This window comes from Labedella populi, from assembly GCF_004078655.1.
In the GTDB taxonomy this organism is placed as follows: Bacteria; Actinomycetota; Actinomycetes; order Actinomycetales; family Microbacteriaceae; genus Labedella; species Labedella populi.
In genome coordinates this window covers 1,033,616-1,055,835 of the sequence record NZ_RZNC01000001.1, presented here as the reverse complement: position 1 = coordinate 1,055,835, position 22,220 = coordinate 1,033,616, and the positions used below count along the sequence as shown (strand labels likewise).

Here is a 22,220-nt window from a genome sequence, read left to right as displayed (position 1 = left end):
CGCAGCGACGTGCTACTTCGACTTGCGGTCGCTCGCGCGACGTTGGGCACGGTTGCCGACGGCGGCGCCCTCCTCGCCCGAGGACTGACCGAACGCCCCCCGCGCGGCAGGCTGCGGCTTTTGCGGCTGGCGCTTCTGACCGGGTCGCGCGGGCGCCTGCGCCGGCTGCGCCGCCGCGGTCGCACCGGTCGCCGTGGCCTTCGCGGCCGCCTGACGGGCACGGTTCGTCGCGTTCTTCTCGATCTGTCCGCGCTGGTTGCGGACCTCGACATCGCCGCCCTCGTTCGCGGCGGAGTAGCTGAGTCTCTCCTCCTCGCCCTCGGGACGCGCGAGTCCCTTCGCGGAGATCGAGGCTCCGACCTCGCCGGCGTCCGCGCTCTTGACCTCGACTTCGAGGTTGAACAGGTAGCCGACGGACTCCTCGCGGATCTGCCCCATCATCTGCTGGAACATCGCGTAGCCCTCGCGCTGGTACTCGACGAGCGGGTCGCGCTGCGCCATCGCGCGAAGGCCGATGCCGTCCTTCAGATAGTCCATCTCGTAGAGGTGGTCACGCCACCGACGGTCGATGACCTGCAGCACCACGCGACGCTCGAGTTCACGCATGGCGGGCGAACCGAGCTGCTCCTCGCGGCGCTCGTACGCGAGCTTCGCGTCCGAGAGGATCTCGCGGCGAAGGAAGTCACGGTTGAGCCGACCTCGCGTCGACGCCTCCTGGACGACCTCGTCGATCGTGAGCCCGATCGGGTAGAGGGTCTTCAACTCGACCCACAACGCGTCGAGGTCCCACTCTTCGCTCGAGCCCTCGGCGAGGTGCTGGTCGAGGACCTCGTCGATGACACCCTCGAGGAACTTCTGCGTGCGCTCATGCAGGTCGTCGCCCTCGAGGATGTGACGACGATCGGCGTAGATGGCCTCACGCTGGCGATTGAGGACGTCGTCGTACTTGAGGACGTTCTTGCGGATCTCCGCATTGCGCGACTCCACCTGACCCTGGGCGGAGCGGATCGCGCGGCTCACGACCTTCGACTCGATGGCGACGTCGTCCGGGACACCACGGCCCATGATGCTCTCAGCGGCCCCCGAGTTGAACAGTCGCATGAGGTCGTCGGTGAGGGACAAGTAGAAGCGGCTCTCGCCCGGGTCGCCCTGACGACCGGACCGACCGCGCAGCTGGTTATCGATGCGGCGCGACTCGTGGCGCTCGGTGCCGAGGACATAGAGGCCGCCGGCTTCGCGCACCTTCTCGGCCTCCTCCTCGACCTCTGCCTTGACACGTGCGAACACGTCGTCCCACGCGGCCTCGTACTCGTCGGGGGTCTCGGTCGGCGAGAGACCCTTCTGGCTCATCTCCTGCACGGCCAGGAACTCGGCGTTGCCGCCGAGCATCACGTCGGTGCCTCGACCTGCCATGTTCGTGGCCACCGTGACCGAGCCGAGCCGCCCCGCTTGCGCGACGATCGCGGCCTCGCGCGCGTGGTTCTTCGCGTTGAGGACCTCGTGCCGGATGCCCTTCTTCGCGAGCAGGCGGGAGAGGTACTCGCTCTTCTCGACGCTCGTCGTTCCGACGAGGACCGGCTGGCCCTTCTCGTGCCGCTCGACGATGTCCTCGACGACCTGCGCGAACTTCGACTCCTCGTTCTTGTAGACGAGGTCCGACTGGTCGATGCGCTTCATCGGCTTGTTGGTCGGGATCGGCACGACGCCGAGCTTGTACGTCGACATGAACTCGGCTGCCTCGGTCTCGGCGGTACCGGTCATGCCCGAGAGCTTCTCGTAGAGGCGGAAGTAGTTCTGGAGGGTCACGGTCGCGAGCGTCTGGTTCTCGGCCTTGACCGTCACACCCTCCTTCGCCTCGATCGCCTGGTGCACACCCTCGTTGTAGCGGCGGCCCACGAGGATGCGCCCGGTGTGCTCGTCGACGATCATGACCTCGCCGTTCATGACGACGTAGTCCTTGTCGCGCTTGAAGAGCGCCTTCGCCTTGATGGCGTTGTTGAGGAACGAGATGAGCGGTGTGTTCGCCGACTCGTACAGGTTGTCGATGCCGAGGTGGTCCTCGACCTTCTCGATGCCCGCCTCGAGCACGCCGACGGTGCGCTTCTTCTCGTCGACCTCGTAATCGACGCCCTCGATGAGACGCGTCGCGATCTTCGCGAACTCGGTGAACCAGCGGTTCGCCTCGCCCGACGCGGGGCCCGAGATGATGAGCGGGGTCCGCGCCTCGTCGATGAGGATGGAGTCGACCTCGTCGACGATCGCGTAGAAGTGACCGCGCTGCACCATGTCCTTCGTCTGCCACGCCATGTTGTCGCGCAGGTAGTCGAACCCGAACTCGTTGTTCGTTCCGTACGTGATGTCGGCCGCGTACTGCTCGCGCCGCTGCGCGGGGTTCTGGCCCGAGACGATGACGCCCGTGGTCATCCCGAGTGCGCGGAACACGCGCCCCATGAGCTCCGACTGGTACGTCGCGAGGAAGTCGTTGACCGTGACGATGTGCACGCCCTTGCCGGCGATCGCGTTGAGGTACGCCGGGAGCGTCGCGACGAGTGTCTTACCCTCACCGGTGCGCATCTCGGCGATGTTGCCGAGGTGGAGGGCCGCACCACCCATGATCTGCACGTCGAACGGACGCATTCCGAGGGTGCGCTTCGCCGCCTCGCGAACGGCCGCGAAGGCCTCGGGCAGGAGGTCGTCGAGCGACTCGCCCTTCTCGTACCGCTCACGCAGCTCGACGGTCTCGTTACGGAGTTCGTCGTCGCTGAGGTTCGTGAAATCGTCCTCGAGCGAGTTGACCGTCTTCGAGATGTTCTGCAGTCGTCGAAGGATCCGGCCTTCGCCGACTCTGAGGACCTTTTCCAGTACTGAGGCCACGGACATACTCCACTCGTGCGTCGTCGACATCGACCTCTATCGTCGGCCGGTGCATGTTCTCGGGCAGGGCGTCACCCCGCACCGTCCCATGCTAGTCCGGGCGGCTCACCACACGCTGAAAACGGGCGGATCGCCTGTGACGACGAGGACCGGCACTGGGAGGACCGGCACTGGGAGGACCGGCACTGCGCGATCCGGCGGAGCGCGGACGGTCAGCGCCGGCCGAGGATCTCGTCCTCGACGGCTCCCCCGTACCCCTCCGCGGCCGGGTCGCCGTGAAGACCCCCCGACATCGCGTACTCCTCCTCCGGCGACAGCACGAGGTTGCGGCGGCTGAAGAGGGCGAACAGGACGAGGGCGACGACGTAGACGACGATCGCGGCGACGATGGCCGGCGTGTAGGCGGGGTTGAGGTTCTCCCCCATCCAGATGACGAACGCGAGCACGCCCGCGATGATCGCGCCCGGCACCCCGAACACGCTGCGGAACGGTCGCCGGGCGTTCGGGAACCGGCGCCGAAGGATGACGTAGGACACCATCTGCAGCATGTAGGCGATGACCGCTCCCCACACCGCGATGTTGAGCACGATGCCACCGGCTGTCGCGCCGCCGTACTCCGCGAGGAAGAGTGACAGGAAGCCGACGAGCGCTCCCGCGATGAGCGCGACGTAGGGCGTCTGCCGGGCACCGGTGAGCGAGAGGAACTTCGGGTAGTAGCCGGCACGGGACAGCGAGTACACGTTGCGGCCGTAGGCGAACATGATGCCCTGCAGCGACGCGAGCAGACCGATGAGCGCGAAGGCAGAGAGCACGGCCGCGAGTTCTGCCGGGATGACGGAGCGGAATCCTTCGAGGAGCGGTTCGAGCGAGCCGGCCGTCGCCTCGGCGCCGAGCACGCCGGGGTTGAGGAGGAGGACCGTTGCGCCCGTGACGATGAGGGTGACGAACCCCCAGATGCTCGCGCGCGGGATGTCCTTCTCCGGGTCGTGCGCCTCCTCGGCCACGAGCGGGAGCTCCTCGATGCCGAGGAAGAACCACATCGCGAACGGCATCGCCGCGATCACGGCCCAGAAACCGAACGGGAGGAAAACCGAGCCACCCTCCTGCACCGGCTGGTCGAAGAGCTTCGCGACGTCGAAGGCTCCGGAAGTGACCGAGAGGACCGCGAAGACGAGGAGGATGCCGAGCGAGATGATCGCGACGATGACGGCGAAACGGAACGACGTGTTCGCTCCGATGGAGTTGAGACCGACGAAGATCCCGTACAACACGACCCACCAGACCCACATCATCGACTGATCCTGAAGACTGACGCCCACGAGGGTGTCGAGGATCTGGTCGGCGTACTGCGCGGAGAAGTACGTGACGACGGCCGTCGTCATGACGTACTCGATCGTCTCGGCGAAGCCCGTGACGAATCCGCCCCATGGCCCCATCGCGGCGCGCGCGAACGAGTAGGCCCCACCGGTGTGCGGCATCGCCGCGGCCATCTCCGCGATGCTGTTGATCATCAGCAGGAACATGACGATGACGAGGCCGAAGGCGATGACGAGACCGCCCCAGCCCGCGACGGCGAGGCCGCCGTTCCAGCCCGAGAAGTCGCCCGAGATGACGGCAGCGATGCCGATGCCCCAGATCCCCCAGAAGCCGGCGGTTCGCTTGAGGCTGCGCTTCTCGAAGTAGCCGGCCTCTGCGCGGCTGTAGCTCACTCCCGAGACGCTCACTTTGTCTGCTGCGGCCATCTGGTCCTCTTTCTCTGCGTGGTCGGGGAGAACTGCGGTGGAGCGGAGAACTGCGGTGGAGCGGAGAACTGGGATCGAGTTGAGGCGGAGCGATTGAGCGAGAGACTATTCCTGGATTGGTACCCCTGACCAACCTTTGGTTGTAAACATCGTGTAACAGAAGCGGCTCCGGCGGCTGTCTCCGTGTGCTTGAATGAGCGCGAACCGACCTTAACCGCGGGAGCAGCCATGACGACGACAGGCAACCTCACCCTCGAGCGCCTCTCGGCGTTGAGCGCGACAGGAGACATCGACACCGTCGTGGTCGCCTTCACGGACATGCAGGGCCGCCTCGTCGGTAAACGCGTGTCGGCGCGCCTCTTCGTCGAGGAGGTCGCCGAACACGGAGCCGAGTGCTGCAACTACTTGCTCGCCGTCGACGTCGAGATGAACACGGTGGGTGGCTACAGCATGTCGAGCTGGGAGACCGGCTACGGCGACATGGCGATGATCCCCGATCTCGACACGCTGCGACTGGCGCCGTGGCTCCCCGGCACCGCGATCGTGACGGCCGACCTGCACTGGCTCGACGAGCGCCCCGTCGAGCAGTCGCCCCGCCGGATCCTCGAGCGCCAGATCGAGCGGCTCGCCGAGCGGGGGCTCGTGCCGTACGTCGGCACGGAGCTCGAGTTCATCGTCTTCGACGACGGGTACCGGGACGCCTGGAAGCGCGGCTACCGCGACCTCACGCCGGCGAGCGATTACAACGTCGACTACGCCCTGCACGCCTCGACGCGGATGGAGCCGCTGCTCCGCGACATCCGCGTGAGTATGGACGGCGCCGGGATGTACTGCGAGGGCGTCAAGGGCGAGTGCAACCTCGGCCAGCAGGAGATCGCCTTCCGGTACACCGACGCCCTCGCGACCTGCGACAACCACTCCGTCTACAAGAACGGGGCGAAGGAGATCGCCGACGCACACGGCAAGAGCATCACGTTCATGGCCAAGTTCAACGAGCGGGAGGGGAACAGCTGCCACATCCACCTCTCCCTCCGCGGATCGGACGGCGCGTTCGTCTTCGCGGACGCGAATGCGGCCGACGGGATGTCGCCGATGTTCCGCCACTTCATCGCCGGGCAGCTCGCGACCCTGCGCGAACTCACCCTCTTCCTCGCCCCCAACATCAACTCGTACAAGCGCTTCGCCGACGGGAGCTTCGCGCCGACAGCCGTCGCGTGGGGCTTCGACAACCGGACGTGTTCCGTGCGCGTCGTCGGCCGCGGACCCTCCATGCGGATGGAGAACCGGGTGCCCGGCGGCGACGTCAACCAATACCTCGCGGTCGCGGCGTTGATCGCGGGCGGTCTGCACGGGATCGACCAGGAGCTCGAGCTCGGCGAGCCCCTCGCGGGCAACGCGTACGAGAGCGACGCCGAGCGCGTACCGTCGACCCTGCGTGACGCCGCAACGCTCTTCGGCGCGTCGACCGTCGCTCGTGAGGCCTTCGGCGACGACGTCGTCGAGCACTACCTGAACGCCGCGCGGGTCGAGCAGAGCGCCTTCGACGCCGCCGTGACCGATTGGGAGAGGGTCCGTGGTTTCGAGCGCCTCTGATTCGACGATGGCCGGTCCGGATGAGGCCGAACCGTACCGACCGATCATCGGAATGACAACCTACCTCGAGCAGTCGAGGACCGGGGTCTGGGACGTTCCGGCGTCGTTCCTGCCGAAGGTGTACATCGAGGCCATCACGCGAGCGGGCGGAACGGTCGTCCTGCTGCCTCCGCAACCCACAGGCCCGGGCATCGCGCGGCGCGTCGTCGCAGGTCTCGACGCACTGGTCGTCACGGGCGGGAAGGACGTGGAGCCGGCCCGCTACGGTCAGGCGCCGCATTCCCACACCGACGACCCCCGGCCGGACCGCGACGCGTGGGAGTTCGACCTCCTCGAGGCGGCCCTCGATCATGATCTCCCCGTCCTCGGGATCTGCCGCGGAGCGCAGATCCTCAACGTGCTGCGGGGAGGGACCCTGCACCAGCACCTCCCCGACATCATCGGGGACGACCGCTACCAGCTCGGTGGCGGCGTCTTCTCAGAGGCGCAGGTGTCAGTGCGGCAGGACAGCGTGCTCGAGCGGATCGTCGGGCACCGCGTCGGCGTGAAGCTCTACCACCATCAGGCCGTCGACGGGCTGGGCGACGGGCTCGTCGCAAGCGCTCACACGACCGACGGTGTCATCGAGGCCGTCGAGCTCCCCGGAGCGACGTTCGTCGTCGCCGTCCAGTGGCACCCGGAGGAGGACCTCGACGACCTCCGCCTCTTCGAGGCCACCGTCACCGCCGCGCGGACCGTCGCGCAGCGGCGATCGTTGGAGCCGCACGCGGACGGGCCGCGAGGCAGAGAAGGAGTACCGGCATGACCGCGACGAGCCTCATCGACCCCTCGACGGGCGCACCGTTCACCGCGGTGGACTTCGCCGACGTCGAGGACACCGACGCCGCCGTCGCCCGGGCCGTGACGGCCCAGCGCGGCTGGGCCCGACTCTCCCCCGCTGATCGTGCCGCCGGGCTGCGGTCGTTCGCTCTCGCCGTCGACGGCGCCGTCGAGGAGCTCGCGCAACTCGAGGCGCGCAACTCGGGGCACCCGATCTCGCAAGCGCGATGGGAGGCGGGCCACGTCCGTGACGTCCTCCACTACTACGCCGCCGCTCCTGAGCGTCTCGCCGGTTCGCAGATCCCCGTGGCCGGGGGCCTCGACATCACCTTCCACGAGCCGATCGGCGTCGTGGGAGTGATCACTCCGTGGAACTTCCCCATGACGATCGCGTCGTGGGCATTCGCCCCGGCACTCGCCGCCGGAAACGCCGTCGTGCTGAAACCCGCCGAGTGGACCCCGCTCACGTCGCTCCGGCTTGCCGAGATCGGCGTGGCCGCCGGGCTGCCGGAGCACCTCCTCCAAGTGGTGCCGGGGCTCGGATCGGTGGTCGGGGACCGGCTCGTGACCCATCCGGATGTGCGGAAGATCGTCTTCACCGGGTCGACGGCGACGGGCAAGCTCATCGCGGCTCGCGCCGCCGACCAGCTGAAACGGGTCACCCTCGAACTCGGAGGCAAGAGCGCGAACATCATCTTCGCGGACTCGGACCTCGAGCGAGCCGCCGCCACCGCTCCGTCCGGGGTCTTCGAGAACGCCGGCCAGGACTGCTGCGCGCGCAGCCGCATCCTCGTCGAGCGTCGTGTCTTCGATCGCTTTCTCGAGCTGCTCGAGCCGGCGGTCACGGCTGTGATCGTCGGCGACCCCTTCGATCCCGCGACCGAGATGGGTCCGCTCGTCTCCCGTGAGCACCTCGCGAAGGTGAGCGGATACGTTCCCGACGACAGCGCCGTGGCGTTCCGTGGCTCGGCACCGTCGGGGGACGGCTTCTGGTTCGCGCCGACGGTCCTCACGCCGGCGCGCACCGACCGCGCCTTCCGGGAGGAGATCTTCGGTCCCGTCGTCTCGGTCGTGCCGTTCGACGACGAGGCCGACGCGATCGCCCTCGCCAACGCGACCGACTACGGCCTGTCCGGCTCGATCTGGACACGTGACCTGTCGCGCGCCGTCCGGGTCTCACGCGCGGTCGAGTCCGGCAATTTGTCGGTGAACTCGCACTCGTCCGTGCGGTTCTCGACACCGTTCGGAGGGTTCAAGCAGTCTGGCCTGGGCCGCGAGCTCGGCCCCGACGCGCCGCTGTCATTCACGGAGACGAAGAACGTGTTCTTCGCCATCGATGACGCACCCATCACCGATGCACCGGAGGAGACCCCATGACCGTGCCCCCCATCGACCTCACCCGCCGCCTCGGCGGGCGGATCGCCGTCGTCACGGGGGGAGGGAGTGGCATCGGGCTCGCGACCGCCCGCCGTTTCGCCGCAGAGGGGGCGACCGTCGTCATCGCGGACCTCGACGAACGCGCGGGCGCCGCGGCGGCCGATGAGGTCGACGGCGTCTTCATCCGCTGCGACGTGGCCGATCAGGACTCGGTCGACCATCTGTTCGACGCGACCGTCGCACGGTTCGGCCGGCTCGACATCGCCTTCAACAACGCTGGCATCTCCCCTCCTGACGACGATTCCATCGAGACGACAGAGCTTCCCGCGTGGCAGCGCGTCCAGGACGTCAACCTCACGTCGGTGTACCTGTGCTCGCGCGCCGCCCTCCGCCACATGGTGCGCCAGCAGTCCGGATCCATCATCAACACGGCGTCCTTCGTCGCCGTGCTCGGGTCGGCCACGTCGCAGATCTCCTACACCGCATCGAAGGGCGGCGTGCTCGCGCTCACGCGCGAACTCGGTGTGCAGTTCGCGCGGCAGGGCATCCGCGTCAACGCGCTCTGCCCGGGCCCCGTGAACACGCCGCTGCTCACCGAGCTCTTCGCCTCCGACCCCGAGCGCGCCGCCCGCCGCCTCGTGCACGTCCCGGTCGGCCGCTTCGCCGAGCCTGAGGAGCTCGCCGCGGCCGTCGCATTCCTCGCGAGTGACGACGCTTCCTTCATCACGGCGTCGAGCTTCATGGTCGACGGCGGAATCGGGTCGGCCTACGTGACACCCCTGTGACCGAGCTGCCGCTCGACGACAGCGGGTCGGCGCGCAGCACGACGGCGGGCGACGCGGTGCTTCGCCCGGTCCACGAACAGAACGCGTTCGAGGAGACCGTCAACAGACTCCTCCAGACGATCCGCCTGGGACTTGTCTCGCCCGGCGGCGCACTGCCACCGGAACGTGACCTCGCCGTCCGTCTCGCAGTGAGCCGCGACACCGTGCGGGATGCCATCAAGGAACTCACGGCCGCCGGCTACCTCCTCTCGCGTCGTGGTCGGTACGGCGGTACCTTCGTGCGGGATCCGCTTCCCGAACGTGGGCGTGGGCCCGCCACGGCGGGAGAGCCTCAACCCGTCGCCGCGTCACCGGCGGAGATCGACGACGTGCTCGGCCTCCGGTCGATCCTCGAAGTGGGGGCAGCACGCGCCGCCGCCTCGCGCCCGCTGACGGCCGCCGAACGGGAGTTGCTCTGGACGAGCCTCACCGAGACGCGGTCGGTCACGGGCGACGACTATCGCCGGCTCGATTCCCGCTTGCACCTCGTCATCGGAGAGCTGACCGGCTCGCCGTCATTGCTCCCGCTGCTCGCGGACAACCGGATGCGTGTGAATCGGCTGCTCGACGACATCCCGCTGCTCGACCGCAACATCCGGCACTCCGACGAACAGCACGAGGCGATCGTCATCGCGATCCTGACCGGCGATGCCCAGGCGGCGGACCGCGCCATGGCGGAGCATCTCGATGGCTCGGCGGCGCTCCTCCGGGGATTCCTCGGCTGACCACCGGGGCGGCAGGACCCTGCGACCGCGGAGGTCGTATATGTTTACCGCGTATCCCTATCCGTCGACTTCCGGAGCGCCATGACCGTCAGACAGAGCCTGCTCGCGATCCTCTCGATCGGACCCTGCTACGGGTACCAGCTGCGTGCGGAGTTCGACCGGCGGACCGGATCGACGTGGGGCCTCAACGTCGGGCAGACGTACACGACGCTCGAGCGCCTCGAACGGGACGGGCTCGTGCGCCGCGGGGACACGGACACCGACGGGCATCTCTACTGGGAGATCACCGACGAGGGGCGGAGTTCGGCATCAGCATGGCTCGCCGACCCGACGCCTCCGGCGCGGGGCACGCGCGACGAACTCGCGATCAAGGTCGCGATCGCGGCCACCCTTCCCGGCTCGGACGTCGGCGCCGTCCTCCGCACTCAGAGAGCCGCGACGCAGTCTCGACTCGAGGAGCTCCGCCGCGAGGACGAGGGAGCCACCGGCTCCGCCTCCGCGCTCTCGAGGCGACTCATTCGCGACGGGCTCGCTTTCGACGCCGAAGCGGAGCTCGCGTGGCTCGACCACTGCGCACGTGTGCTCGAGGAGACCCCGGCGCAGCCCGTCCCCCTGTCGACGGAGAAGCCGCGACGGGGCCGGCCGGCGAAAGCCGGACCCGCCCCGGCACGACCGGCCGCGGCACGACCCGCCGCGACACGACCCACCACCACACGGCCCATCTGAGGAGCGCGGACACGACGACGGCGATGGTGCGCGGACGCACCATCGCCGTCGTGAGGGTGAGAGGTCAGGCTCGCTTCGCCTTGGTCTTCGCCTCGTCCACGAGCTCGATCACGCCGTAGTCCCAGCCCTTCCGACGGTAGACGACGCTCGGCTGGTCGGTCCGGGCGTCGATGAACAGGAAGAAGTCGTGCCCCACGAGCTCCATCCGGTCGACGGCCTCGTCGACGGTCATCCACTCGGCGGGGAACTCCTTCTCGCGGATGACGACAGGGCTGTAGTCCTCTTCATCGGGTTCCTCATCGCCGCCCGTGACCGGCACGGAGCCCGTCTGGACCGCTGCGAGGACCTCGACGGGGGCCGCCTGCAGGCCGGCGTTCGCGAAGCCCTGCTCGCTCGCCGCCCGGAGTGGCGTACGGCCACGACCGCGGTGCACCTTCTTCCGGTCCTTCGAGCGTCTCACCCGCTCGAGGATCTTCGCGATGGCGAGGTCGAAGGCGACATACTTGTCCGACCCGGAGGCCTCGGCCCGAACGAGCGGTCCCGGGCCCACGAGCGTGAGCTCGACGCGGTCGTCCCCCGGCTTCCCGCTCTTGTCATGATGACGGCTGACCTTGACGTCGAAGGCGAGAGCGCGATCGGCGAGATTGCCGAGCTTCTCGGACTTCTCCTCGACGTAGTCCCGGAAGCGATCCGTGATCCCCAGCCCCAGACCGACGATGTTGGTTTCCACAGCGACCTCCCCGTTCTCGGCGTGCCGCCTGACGATTCGGACGGTTCTTCCACGCCGTGTCGTTCGACACTAGCGCCGCCGCCAATGCTTGTCACGGGACTTCTGACCCACCTCTCAGGGAGGCGCCGATCGTCTCCGGCCCCGCAGCGTGCGCGCGAGCACCGCCGCCCCGACGAGCCGTCCGCCCGCGACGTGCACAGCCCGCGCGGCCTCGGCGACCGTCGCGCCTGTCGTGAGGACGTCGTCGACGATGAGGACGTCGCGACCGTTCAGGACGGGGGTCCCGCGCATCGCGAAGGCGAGATTCTCCGCACGATCCACACGACCCAGTCGAACCTGATCGCGCGGCTGACGGACGAAACGCAGGCCCCGGGTGAGCTGCACCCCGGCGTGCCGAGCAAGGAGGTGCACCGGGCGGTATCCCCTTCTCCGGAGGGAGGAGCGACGGCCGGGTATCGCGACGACCACGACGGAACCCGAAGCGACGGCGTCCGGATCGACGGCCGCGGCGACGCTCCGGCCGAACGACGTGCCCAGCACGCGTGCGAGTCCCGTCCGGCCCTCGTTCTTGAACGCCGTGACCAGACGGGCGACGGGCCCCGCGTATTCGAGCGCCGACCACACCGGGACGTCGCCGACCGTCTCGCACCTGACGACCGCCGTGCAGGCAACTCGGCAGTCGTCGCACGCCCCGGTGTCCGGACAGCCGCACCCGGGGCACGCGACCGGGAGGACGACGGCGAGCGCTTCCCGCAGTGCTCGCGCGAGGGCCGGGGGCAGCTCGCTCATCACGGGCCCACGCTCGCACGACGGCGGCTTCCGCACTCGACTGTCCGTGGCGCCCGTGGAGCACGGCGATCACCGCCGTGCTGTGGACACGGAGTCACCTAGCACTGTCCCCCGGGCTCGCGACCATCCTGAGATCGGGTGGACGCGTCAGCCGAGGGTCGCGAGTTGCGTCGCGAGGACGAGGATGCCGGTCGCCCGGGTCTGCCAGCCCGATCCGCTGCGCACCCGGATCTCGCCCGTCTCGAGCAGAGCACGGATCTGCTGCGGCGTGTTCGCGCCGACGACCGTCGTGGCTCCGGCGAGCGCCGGAGCGATCGTACTGCTCGAGCCGATCGTGTAGACCTCGATCTCCCCATCGCCTTCCTCGTCCTCGGTGAGGGACGCGACCGTGCGATCGTCCACCCACGTCACCGCGAGCGGGCTGCCGAGCGTCTCATCGAGTTCGTAGAGGTCGCCGATCGCCGTCGGAGGACCCGCGGGCTCCGATCGTGTGACGGCGGCGACGACGAGGCGGGTCGTCGACGCGGTCGTCACGAGCGCCGCGATGCGCGTGCCGTCTCGCGACACCTGGAGAGAGGTGATGCTCGAGGCCTCGGGCCACGGCGTCTCGACCGGCGTCGAACTGCCGTCGCGCCGGAACGCCAGGATGGCTCCGGGGTCATCCTGCGGGACGCTCCACGTGTACCCGAAGGGATCGACGGTCGGGGCGATAAGGCGACCTCTCGCGTCCACCCGCAGTGGGTCTTCGCCCCCCGACGGCACCACGAAGACCCCGTCGGTGGTGAGCGCCGCCGCGAAGGCGAGACCCACACCGACCGAGACCGCTGAGGGTGCGAGGCCCTCGACGGCGGGCGAGAGCCCGTCGATCCGTTCGACGACGTCGCCCGAGAGGAACCCGAAGCCCTCCTCGGCGAGCACGAGGGCGCGCGCGTCGACGCGCGGGGACGGAACCGTGAGGATGTCGATGTCCACGACCGCGCCTTGCGAGGAGATGCTGTCCGGACCGAGCATCCCGATTCCCGTCAGGCTCGCGCTCAATTGCGCCCTCATCCTCGATTGCGCGACCGCGTTCTCCCCCGTGAATCCGCTCGAGAAGTCCATCCGGACCACGTCCCCGTCCACCGTCACCGATTGCGTCGAGAGGGCCGTCCCATCGGGGAACGCCGTCCTCACCCCGCCGCTCAGCCACGGAGCGGGACCGTCGAGGAGTTCCTTGACGACCGTTGTCGCGGTCGAGGCGCGCGTCGGGAACCAGCGGATATCCGGCACGAGGTACGTCCACGTGGGGTCGAAGAACATGAGCGCGTGCGCGCCGAACACCGTCGTGAATGTACTGGCGTCGAGCACGATGCCGTCGGGCGCCGAACTGATGCGCCATTCCCCCTCTACCTGCTCGAAGCCGTACGTGAGCACCACGGGGTTGTCCGACGGGTTCCGCTCGTAGAGGCCGCTCGCATCCACTTGCGCCTCCGGGTAGACGCTCAAGAGCTGGACGGCGTCGCCCTCCGCCTCGAACCGCCGGTCGGCGGAGGCGTCGACGAGCACGCTCACGTCCGGTCTCCACTCGCGCTCGATCCCGGGGGCGAGGTACTCGCGGGCCACCGCGTAGTTGTTCTGCGGCCCGGTGGCCGCAGCGATGAAGCCCCTGAGAACCTGCTCGGGGGTGGACCCGGGTTGTGGTCCGCTCGGGATGAAGGTGATGTCGAGGCCGTCGTCCGCGGTGATCGGCTTGCCCTCCTGCACCACGCCACTCCGGGGGATCCCGACGCAACCCGCACACACGATCACGAGGAACGCGGCGAGGATCGATGCGACGATGCGCTTCATGGCGTCACCTCTCTCGACGGGGGATCGACGGTCAGGGACGCCGCCCCCGGTGAATCGGCGTCGACCGGCGGCAGCGGGACGGGTGACTCTCCGAGCGCCGCGCCCGGCGTACGCGGCAGCGTCAGCCGGAAGAGACTGCCCTCACCAGGCCGCGACCACACCTCGAGTGCTCCCCCGTGCAGCTTCGTGTCGCTCATCGCGATCGACAGCCCGAGCCCCGTTCCGCCGATCGTGCGTCGTCGAGACGGGTCGGCTCTCCAGAAGCGGTCGAAGACGCGCTCGGCGTCGACCTCGGCCATACCGAGCCCGTAATCGCGGACGCCGAGAGCCACCGCCGTCTCCGAGCTGTCGACGGAGACCACGATCGGGCGACCCTCACCGTGCTCGATCGCGTTACCGACGAGGTTCCTCACGATGCGCCGGATACGACGCGGGTCGACGTCGATCTCGGTGTACCCGCCGGGAGCGACGAATCGCAGGTCCGAGCCGTGCTGGCGCGCGAGTTCACCGAGCTCCTCGACGGAGTCCTCGGCGAGCCGGGCGATGCTCGTGGGTTCGGTCTCGAGCTCGGCGGACCCGGCGTCGTACCGGCTGATCTCGAGCAGGTCGGCGAGCAGCAGCTCGAACCGCTCGACCTGCGTGTGGAGGAGTTCCGCGGTTCGAGCGGTCGACGGGGGGAAGTCGGTCCTCTGGTCGTAGAGGACGTCGCCCGCGAGCCGGATCGTCGTGAGCGGCGTCCTCAACTCGTGCGAGACGTCCGACACGAACCGCTGCTGGACGAGGGAGAGCTCGGCGAGTTCCTTGATCCGCGACTGCAGGCTCTCCGCCATCTCGTTGAAGGAGCGCGCGAGGGTCGCGATCTCGTCCTCCCCGCGACGATCGATACGTACCTCGAGCTCTCCCGCCGCGAGTCTCTCGCTCGTCTCGGCGGCGATCCGGATGGGAAGGACGACGATGCGGACGACCGCCCACGCGACGGCACCGATGAGGGCGAGCAGGGCGAGGCCCGCGAGGAGCAGAGTGCGCTGCACGAATTGCAGGGTCTCCTCCTGGTCGCTCAGGTCGTACCCCATGTAGAGCTCGTAGTCGCCGGCTCCCGGCACGGTGATGCGCTGCCCGACGACGATTGCGGGCGATCCCCCACGTGATTGGGAGAGTTCGACCGATTGCCACCACTGCCCGTCCGCGTTCTCCGCGACCTCTTCGCGGAGTCCGGCTGAGATGACCGCACCATCGAGCCCCGGGCTCTCGAAGTCCTGAGGCGCCGCCGGGTCGAATTCCTGGCCGGGCACACGGTAGACGGTGATGAGACGGCTCGAGGAGACCGTCGCGATGTCATTGCGCGCCGAACCCATCACGCCGTCGAGGTTGACGGCCTCCCCCGTCTCGGCGGCGTCGAACGTGCGCTGGGCGGCCAGCTGCGCTCGCGCCGAATCGACGAGGACCTGCTCGAGCCGCGACTGGAACAGGTCGTTGCCGATGCTCACGGACATGTACGCGCCCGCGATGAAGACGGCGAGACCCGTGAGTCCGAGCGTGACGACCACGGTCTTGAACTGCAACGACCGTCGCCACACCGATGCGACCCGTCGGGGGAGGGCGCGGATCTCGCGCACGAGCCGCTGCGGATCGAGACCGACGTCGGTCACGCCGGTCACGCGCTGTCGGTGGCGCCCGCGCGGTAGCCGACTCCCCGCACGGTCATGACGATGCGGGGGTTGTCGGGGTCGACCTCGACCTTGGCCCGCAAGCGCTGCACGTGGACGTTCACGAGACGGGTGTCCGCCTTGTAGTGGTAGCCCCACACCTGCTCGAGCAGCATCTCCCGCGTGAACACCTGCTGCGGCTTCGACGCGAGTGTGAGGAGGAGGTCGAATTCGAGCGGAGTGAGCGAGATGCGCTCCGCCGCACGCATGACCTCGTGGGCGGCGACGTCGAGCGTGAGGTCGCCGATCCGCACGATGTCACTCGCCGACTCCGCTGCCGGCCGCAGGCGCGTGCGGATGCGGGCGACGAGTTCCTTCGGATTGAAGGGCTTCACGATGTAGTCGTCGGCACCGGATTCGAGTCCCCCGACGATGTCGGCCGTATCGGACTTCGCGGTGAGCATGATGATGGGGACGCCGGACTCCTGGCGGATGAGGGAGCAGATCTCGATCCCGTCCATGCCGGGGAGCATGAGGTCGAGGAGCACGAGATCGGGCTTCTCCCGCTGGAAGGTCTCCACCGCGAGCGCCCCGTCCGCGCAGAACACCGTGTCGAAGCCCTCGGTGCGCAAGACGATGCCGATCATCTCGGCGAGAGCCGTGTCGTCGTCGACGACCAGGATTCGTGCGCTCATGGGCCCCGTTCTCGTTTCTCACGCGGGCCGCGATGCCCGATCGCACCCGCGATATTCCCCCCAGAGTAGCCGAGGAGCCCCGGGACGGCGCATCACGACGCCGTGAGACCACGTGTGCGCCGTCCCCGTGTGAAAGCATGGAGCCACGGAATCTCACGGTGACGGGGAAGGGTCTGCCACATGGCCGAGGACGAGCGCGAGCGGGAGAACGCCGGGACGCCCCCGGAGACGGACGGGCGCACGGAGGCCGGAGGGTACGATCCCGGTCGGAGCGGCGGTCCGAGCGGCGTGGTCCCGCAACCCGGACCGTCGGCGACCCCCTGGGCCGCTCCGGCATCCGTCCCCCCACCGGCCGGCTCCCCGTGGGGGCAGGCGGCGCCGACGAGCGCCCCTCCGCAGAGCACGTCGGCAAACGGGGCCCCGTACGGGCAGCAGTCCTCCTACGGGCAGCAGCCCTCCTACGGGCAGCAGCCCTCCTACGGACAGCAGCCCTCCTACGGACAGCAGCCCCCGTACGGACAGCAGCCCGCCTTCGGACAAGCGTTCGCCGGGACGCCCTCGTGGGCCGGGACCGCGGCGGGGCCGGCGACCTCCGGGTGGGCTCCCCCGCCGAAGCCCGGTCTCATCCCACTCCGTCCGCTCGCATTCGGCACCCTGCTCGGAGCGCCGTTCCAGGCGTTGCGGCGCAATCCGAAGGCCACGTTCGGAAGCGCGATGCTCGTGCAGGGCCTCGTGATCGTCATCACGGTGCTCGTGCTCGGGTCCGTCACGTGGTTCGCGACCGACCGCATCGCCTCGGCCGCCCCGGAGGACCGCGACGCCATCACCGCGGGGTCGATCCTCGCGATCATCCTCGCCGCCCTCGTCCCCGTGGTCATCTCCGTGATCGGGACGGTCATGGTGCAGGGCGTCGTCGTCGCCGAGGTCGCACGCTCGACCCTCGGCGAGAAGCTCACCCTCGGACAGGTCTGGAAGGGAGCGCTGCCGCGCCTCTGGGCCCTCGTCGGCTGGACTCTCATCACGACGGTCGCGATCGCCCTTGCCATCGGGGCCCTCGTGGGTATCGTCTGGGCGACGATCGCGATCGACACGGACTTCCTCGGACTCGGGATCGGGATCGCCGTCCTCGGCGCGCTCGGCCTCGTCGTCCTCTTCGCGTGGTTGTCGACGAAGCTCTCGATCGTCCCGAGCCTCATCGTGCTCGAGCGCGCACCGGTGTTCCGAGCGGTGTCCCGCTCCTGGTCCCTCACACGCGGCTACTTCTGGCGCACGTTCGGCGTCCTCGCCCTGGTCTCCATCATCCTGAGCACCGCCGCACAAGTCGTCACGTTCCCGATCAGCATGATCATGGGCATCGGGGGCGGCCTCGTCGACCCGACGCAGAGCAGCGAGGGCGCGGCGCTCACGACGTTCGTGGTGACCTACATCCTCCTGCTCCTCGTCACCCTCGTCGTGACGGCGATTACCTCCGTCGTCCAGGCCGCCGCGATCGCCCTCGTGTACATCGATCTGCGCATGCGGAAGGAAGGGCTCGATCTCGAGCTCGTCCGATTCGTGGAGGCGCGGCAATCGGGCGACCCGGAGGTCGCCGACCCGTTCCCGTTGGCCGTGCGCTCGTCCCGCGGCGAGGCCTGACCGCGTGCGCGCCCTCCCCTGGCCGGTCGACGTGCCCGTCGACCCCTCGCCCCCCGACGCGCGCGAGCTGCTCATCCGGGAACTGTCGGACCCGGAGTACCAGGCGGCGCAACCGACTCTGCTCGACCTCATCGGTCAGGCGATCTCCGAGTGGCTGCAGTCGCTCGTCGCACCCACGGACGGTTCCCTCGATGGCCTCGTCCCGCTCGTGATCGCCGTGCTCCTCGCCGTCGGCATCGTCGTCGCGTTCCTCGTCTGGGGCGTGCCTCGAATCAATCGACGCAGTCGCGCGGACGACGGCCTCTTCGGTGCCGATGAACGCCGGTCGGCCGCGCGGCTCCGCGCCGATGCGGCCGACGCCGCCGCCCGCGGCGACCACACGGCGGCGACGCTCGACGCCTTCCGTGCCCTCGCTCGCGGCTTGCAGGAGCGGACCGTCGTCACGATGCTCCCTGGAACGACGGCGCACGAGTTCGCCGGGCAGGCGTCCGCCGCCTTCCCGGATCTCTCCGCCGCCGTGACCGCCGCCGCCGACGGCTTCGACTCGGTGCGCTACGCCGGAGCGTCGGGCACGCCCGCGCTCTATCGGTCCATCGTCGACCTCGACGCGTCGCTCTCCCGGCGCTCGCCCGACTTCACCGACGCTCCCGACGAGGTGTCCGCGTGACCGCGACGCTCACGAGCGACCGGACGGACGCCACGGGGGCCGACGGGGACGTCATCACCCCGCGCGTGCGCACACGCCTCCGGCGCGCGCTCTTCTGGATCGTCATGGCGGCGTTCGGCCTGCTCGTGGTCGCGGTCGTCTACTCCCTCGCCGGGGCCGGTTCTCCGGCCGCGCCTCCGCTCGATCCCACGAGCGCGAACCCCGACGGCGGCAAGGCCGTGGCCGAGGTGCTCGCCGCCGAAGGAGTGGACGTCGTCACGGCGTACAGCGCGACCGAGGCGATCGGTGCGCTCGACGCCGTCGCCGACGGCGGCGCGACCCTGTTCGTCGTCGACAACGTCTACCTCGATCCCGCTCGCCTCGAGGACCTCAGAGCGAGCGCCGCTCGCGTCGTCGTCGTCGCTCCGTCCTTCCAGACCCTGCAGGAGCTCTCCCCGGACGTCCGCCTCGCGGGGAGTGCGACCGGCGACGGTGTCGACGCCGAGTGCGGGGACGCCGTGATGGCGCGAGCCGAGCGGGCAACGGTCGAGAACACGTACCGGATCGACGGGGACGCGAGCGGGTGCTTCCCGGTCGGCGACGACCGGTTCGGTGTCGTGAGCGTTCCCGGCGAGATCCCCGTGACGATCGTCGGCTCCCCCGCCGTGTTCGCGAACGGCTCGGTCACCGAACACGGCAACGCGGCCCTCGCCCTCGGTCTCCTCGGCCAGGCGACGGACCTCGTCTGGTACGTCCCGGGGCTCGCCGACGTCGAAGCCGATGCTCCCCCGACGATCGGCGAGCTCACCCCCGGTTGGGTCGTGCCGTCCCTCCTGCTGGTCCTCGTGGCGACGATCGCCGCGGGGATCTGGCGCGGTCGGAGGTTCGGCCCCCTCGTGGTCGAACCCCTCCCGGTGACCGTGCGGGCCGGCGAGACGATGGAGGGCCGCGCCCGGCTCTACCAGCGGACATCGGCGCGGACGCGTGCGCTCGACGCGCTCCGCATCGGCTCGGTCGAGCGGATCGCCTCCCTGCTGGCGCTCTCCCGCCACGCCGACGTCGACGCCGTCGCGGCAGCAGCGGCGTCCCTCACCGGACGGACCGGCGCGGAGGTCCGCGCGGTCCTCGTCGAGGCCGTGCCTCGCAGCGACGCCGACCTCGTGGCCCTCTCCGACGCCCTCACGACCCTCGAGACCCAGATCCGCACCCTCACTGACCCCACCGGGAGACCTGCACGATGAGCGACCAGTACCCCACAGCACCCGACGCGGCGGCGCACGCCGGCTCGGCCGACCCGTCCGCCGAGCTGCGCGCATCGCTCGCCCGCGTCCGCACCGAGGTCGGAAAGGCCGTCGTCGGTCAGGACGCCGCCGTCACGGGGCTCATCATCGCCCTGCTCGCGCGCGGACACGTCCTCCTCGAGGGCGTCCCGGGCGTCGCGAAGACGCTCCTCGTGCGCACGTTGAGCCACGCGCTCCAGCTCGACACCAAGCGCGTGCAGTTCACGCCGGACCTCATGCCGGGCGACGTGACGGGCTCGCTCGTGTACGACGGCAAGCGCGGGGAGTTCGAGTTCCGCGAGGGGCCCGTCTTCACGAACATCCTCCTCGCCGACGAGATCAACCGGACGCCTCCCAAGACGCAGTCGTCGCTTCTCGAGGCGATGGAGGAGCGACAGGTCTCCGTCGACGGTGTCACGCGTCCCCTCCCGAATCCGTTCCTCGTCGCCGCGACGCAGAACCCCATCGAATACGAGGGCACGTACACGCTCCCCGAGGCGCAACTCGACCGTTTCCTCCTGAAGCTCGTGCTCGACCTCCCGGAGCGGGACACCGAGGTCGAGGTGCTCCGGCGGCATGCCGCGGGATTCGACCCGCGCGACCTCGCGGGTGCCGGGGTCTCCCCCGTGCTCTCGAGCGAGCAGCTCACCGCCGCGCAGGCAGCCGCCGCCCGCACCGCCGTCGGTGGTGACGTTCTCGCCTACATCGTCGATCTCGCGCGGGCGACGCGCCGGAGTCCGTCGGTGCGCATGGGCGTGAGCCCCCGTGCGACGACGGCGCTCCTCGCCTCGGCGAAGGCCTGGGCCTGGCTGAGTGGCTACGCGTCCATCACTCCGGACCACGTCCAGGCCATGGTCATCCCCGTGTGGCGGCACCGCTTGCAGTTGCGGCCGGAGGCCGAGCTCGAGGGCGTCGCCACGGACGCGATCCTGCGATCGATCCTCCAGCAGGTCCAGGTCCCGATCTAGATGGCGGTCACCGGCTGGTTCGTCGCGCTCCTGCTCGCCGGGATCGTGCCCGTCGTCGTGGTCGGCGTCGACGAGGGGCGCGCGTTCACCGTCCTCGCCGGCTGGATCGTGCTCTCGATCGTGCTGCTCGCGGTCGACGTCGTGCTCGCGGGATCCCCGCGCTCCCTGCGCATCACGCGATCGCTCGCGGATCGGGTCCGGCTCGGAGAGACGACGACGAGCGAACTCCTCCTCGTGAACACGGGGCGCCGCACCGTGCGCGGGATCGTCCGGGACGGCTGGCAGCCGACGGCCGGTGCGCCGTCCGAGCGGAGCCGCGTCGTGATCCCTCCCGGGGAGCGACGGCGCATCGAGCAGACGCTGCGCCCCTTCCGCCGCGGCGAACGCCGATCCGAGCACGTGACCGTGCGCTCGGTCGGACCGCTCCACTTGGGTGCCCGCCAAGCGACGATCGCCTCGCGGGGCGTCCTGCGCGTCCTTCCCCCTTTCAACGCCCGGAAGCACCTGCCCAGCAGGTTGGCGCGATTACGGGAGCTCGACGGCGCGACGAGCGTCATGGTGCGCGGTCAGGGCACCGAGTTCGACTCGCTGCGCGAGTACGTGCGCGGCGACGACGTGCGCTCGATCGACTGGCGAGCGACCGCTCGGCGTTCCGAGCTCGTCGTCCGGACCTGGCGCCCGGAGCGCGACCGCCGCGTCGTGGTGGTCGTCGACACGGCCAGGACGTCGGCCGCCCGGATCGCCGACGAGGTGCGGCTCGACACCGCCTTCGAGGCGACGCTCCTGCTGTCCGCGCTCGCGACGAGAGCAGACGATCGCGTCGACTTCCTCGCCGTCGACCGCCGTGTCCGCGGCCGCGTCACGGGCGCAACGGGCGCCGACCTGCTCGCGAAGCTCGTCGACGCCATGGCCGACATCGATCCCGACCTGATCGAGATGGACTGGGACGCCGTCCCCGGTCACGTCCGCCAGATCACGAGTCATCACGCCTTCGTCGTCCTCCTGACGTCCATCGAGACGCCCGGTTCCTCCACCGGCCTCCTCTCAGTGCTGCCGCAACTCACGCGTGACCACACCGTCGCCGTCGTCTCCGTGACCGATCCCGCCGTCCTCGAGGCACGAGCGGATCGTGGCGATCGGGAGGCCGTGTACCGGGCGGCGGCGGCGGAGCGGGCCGTCCTCGACGCGGCACGCGTCGCGGCCGCCGTCCGTCGATCGGGGGCGGATGTCGTCACGGGGTCCCCGAGCGACCTCCCACCGGCACTCGCCGACCACTACCTCGCGCTCAAGGCCGCTGGCCGACTCTGACCCGCGCGGCGGCCCC

Annotated in this window: 18 protein-coding genes; 11 read left to right on the top strand and 7 right to left on the bottom strand. The window is 69.6% G+C overall.

The window, feature by feature from the left end:
• Positions 1–12 precede the first annotated feature (12 nt).
• Positions 13–2,874: a preprotein translocase subunit SecA gene (gene secA / locus ELQ92_RS05000; protein WP_128497830.1), complete on the bottom strand. Its 2,862-nt coding sequence runs from the start codon at positions 2,872–2,874 to the stop codon at positions 13–15.
• 212 nt (positions 2,875–3,086) lie between these two features.
• Positions 3,087–4,616, bottom strand: a complete 1,530-nt coding sequence (locus ELQ92_RS04995) for an amino acid permease (protein WP_128497829.1) — start codon at positions 4,614–4,616, stop codon at positions 3,087–3,089.
• A gap of 228 nt (positions 4,617–4,844) precedes the next feature.
• Between ELQ92_RS04995 and ELQ92_RS04990 the strand changes: the two genes are divergently transcribed.
• From ELQ92_RS04990 to ELQ92_RS04965, 6 genes are all read left to right on the top strand, one after another.
• Positions 4,845–6,209, top strand: a complete 1,365-nt coding sequence (locus tag ELQ92_RS04990) for a glutamine synthetase family protein (protein WP_128497828.1) — start codon at positions 4,845–4,847, stop codon at positions 6,207–6,209.
• Positions 6,210–6,261: 52 nt separating this feature from the next.
• Positions 6,262–7,014 carry a gamma-glutamyl-gamma-aminobutyrate hydrolase family protein gene (locus tag ELQ92_RS04985; protein ID WP_243694869.1) on the top strand — a complete coding sequence of 251 codons (753 nt, stop codon included), beginning with the start codon at positions 6,262–6,264 and terminating at the stop codon, positions 7,012–7,014.
• Entirely contained in the window at positions 7,011–8,405 is a 1,395-nt protein-coding gene (locus ELQ92_RS04980) for an aldehyde dehydrogenase family protein (protein WP_128497826.1), read from the top strand. The genes ELQ92_RS04985 and ELQ92_RS04980 overlap by 4 nt, the downstream gene beginning before the upstream one ends.
• Complete coding sequence (locus ELQ92_RS04975; RefSeq protein WP_128497825.1) at positions 8,402–9,190, top strand: 3-oxoacyl-ACP reductase; 789 nt, start codon at positions 8,402–8,404, stop codon at positions 9,188–9,190. The genes ELQ92_RS04980 and ELQ92_RS04975 overlap by 4 nt, the downstream gene beginning before the upstream one ends.
• Complete coding sequence (locus ELQ92_RS04970) at positions 9,187–9,954, top strand: FadR/GntR family transcriptional regulator (protein ID WP_243694868.1); 768 nt, start codon at positions 9,187–9,189, stop codon at positions 9,952–9,954. Before ELQ92_RS04975 ends, ELQ92_RS04970 begins: the two co-directional genes overlap by 4 nt.
• 81 nt (positions 9,955–10,035) lie before the next feature.
• Positions 10,036–10,680, top strand: a complete 645-nt coding sequence (locus ELQ92_RS04965) for a PadR family transcriptional regulator (protein WP_128497824.1) — start codon at positions 10,036–10,038, stop codon at positions 10,678–10,680.
• A 64-nt stretch (positions 10,681–10,744) separates the two neighbouring features.
• On the opposite strand, the gene hpf is transcribed toward ELQ92_RS04965, so the two are convergent.
• The 5 genes from hpf to mtrA form a co-directional block, all read right to left on the bottom strand.
• Positions 10,745–11,410, bottom strand: coding sequence for a ribosome hibernation-promoting factor, HPF/YfiA family (gene hpf / locus ELQ92_RS04960; RefSeq protein WP_128497823.1), 666 nt, complete (start codon positions 11,408–11,410; stop codon positions 10,745–10,747).
• Positions 11,411–11,524: 114 nt separating this feature from the next.
• Positions 11,525–12,199 (bottom strand): ComF family protein, encoded by a 675-nt coding sequence (locus tag ELQ92_RS04955; RefSeq protein WP_128497822.1) that lies wholly within the window; start codon positions 12,197–12,199, stop codon positions 11,525–11,527.
• 147 nt (positions 12,200–12,346) lie between these two features.
• Complete coding sequence (locus ELQ92_RS04950; RefSeq protein ID WP_128497821.1) at positions 12,347–14,026, bottom strand: LpqB family beta-propeller domain-containing protein; 1,680 nt, start codon at positions 14,024–14,026, stop codon at positions 12,347–12,349.
• A complete protein-coding gene (mtrB, locus tag ELQ92_RS04945) occupies positions 14,023–15,684 on the bottom strand; it encodes an MtrAB system histidine kinase MtrB (RefSeq protein ID WP_424979709.1) in 1,662 nt (553 codons plus the stop codon). Before mtrB ends, ELQ92_RS04950 begins: the two co-directional genes overlap by 4 nt.
• Complete coding sequence (gene mtrA / locus ELQ92_RS04940) at positions 15,681–16,367, bottom strand: MtrAB system response regulator MtrA (protein ID WP_128497820.1); 687 nt, start codon at positions 16,365–16,367, stop codon at positions 15,681–15,683. The genes mtrB and mtrA overlap by 4 nt, the downstream gene beginning before the upstream one ends.
• A gap of 180 nt (positions 16,368–16,547) precedes the next feature.
• Between mtrA and ELQ92_RS04935 the strand changes: the two genes are divergently transcribed.
• Genes ELQ92_RS04935 through ELQ92_RS04915 form a run of 5 tightly spaced genes read left to right on the top strand, consistent with a single transcriptional unit; the run spans position 16,548 to position 22,204 of the window.
• A complete protein-coding gene (locus ELQ92_RS04935) occupies positions 16,548–18,002 on the top strand; it encodes a DUF7847 domain-containing protein (RefSeq protein ID WP_128497819.1) in 1,455 nt (484 codons plus the stop codon).
• Positions 18,003–18,006: 4 nt separating this feature from the next.
• Entirely contained in the window at positions 18,007–18,669 is a 663-nt protein-coding gene (locus ELQ92_RS04930; protein WP_166426709.1) for a DUF4129 domain-containing protein, read from the top strand.
• On the top strand, positions 18,666–19,889 hold the full coding sequence (locus tag ELQ92_RS04925; protein ID WP_128497817.1) for a DUF4350 domain-containing protein: 1,224 nt from the start codon (positions 18,666–18,668) through the stop codon (positions 19,887–19,889). Before ELQ92_RS04930 ends, ELQ92_RS04925 begins: the two co-directional genes overlap by 4 nt.
• Positions 19,886–20,896: an AAA family ATPase gene (locus ELQ92_RS04920; protein ID WP_128497816.1), complete on the top strand. Its 1,011-nt coding sequence runs from the start codon at positions 19,886–19,888 to the stop codon at positions 20,894–20,896. The genes ELQ92_RS04925 and ELQ92_RS04920 overlap by 4 nt, the downstream gene beginning before the upstream one ends.
• Entirely contained in the window at positions 20,897–22,204 is a 1,308-nt protein-coding gene (locus ELQ92_RS04915) for a DUF58 domain-containing protein (RefSeq protein WP_128497815.1), read from the top strand. It abuts the gene before it with no gap.
• Positions 22,205–22,220: the final 16 nt, after the last annotated feature.

Coding starts and splice junctions, on each gene's coding strand:
- ELQ92_RS04985 (WP_243694869.1), top strand. CDS start 6,262: ATGACAACCTACCTCGAGCAGTCGAGGACCGGGGTCTGGGACGTTCCG.
- ELQ92_RS04965 (WP_128497824.1), top strand. CDS start 10,036: ATGACCGTCAGACAGAGCCTGCTCGCGATCCTCTCGATCGGACCCTGC.
- ELQ92_RS04915 (WP_128497815.1), top strand. CDS start 20,897: ATGGCGGTCACCGGCTGGTTCGTCGCGCTCCTGCTCGCCGGGATCGTG.
- ELQ92_RS04995 (WP_128497829.1), bottom strand. CDS start 4,616: ATGGCCGCAGCAGACAAAGTGAGCGTCTCGGGAGTGAGCTACAGCCGC.
- ELQ92_RS04950 (WP_128497821.1), bottom strand. CDS start 14,026: ATGAAGCGCATCGTCGCATCGATCCTCGCCGCGTTCCTCGTGATCGTG.
- ELQ92_RS04955 (WP_128497822.1), bottom strand. CDS start 12,199: ATGAGCGAGCTGCCCCCGGCCCTCGCGCGAGCACTGCGGGAAGCGCTC.
- ELQ92_RS04990 (WP_128497828.1), top strand. CDS start 4,845: ATGACGACGACAGGCAACCTCACCCTCGAGCGCCTCTCGGCGTTGAGC.
- ELQ92_RS04920 (WP_128497816.1), top strand. CDS start 19,886: ATGAGCGACCAGTACCCCACAGCACCCGACGCGGCGGCGCACGCCGGC.
- mtrA (WP_128497820.1), bottom strand. CDS start 16,367: ATGAGCGCACGAATCCTGGTCGTCGACGACGACACGGCTCTCGCCGAG.
- ELQ92_RS04935 (WP_128497819.1), top strand. CDS start 16,548: ATGGCCGAGGACGAGCGCGAGCGGGAGAACGCCGGGACGCCCCCGGAG.
- ELQ92_RS04980 (WP_128497826.1), top strand. CDS start 7,011: ATGACCGCGACGAGCCTCATCGACCCCTCGACGGGCGCACCGTTCACC.
- ELQ92_RS04975 (WP_128497825.1), top strand. CDS start 8,402: ATGACCGTGCCCCCCATCGACCTCACCCGCCGCCTCGGCGGGCGGATC.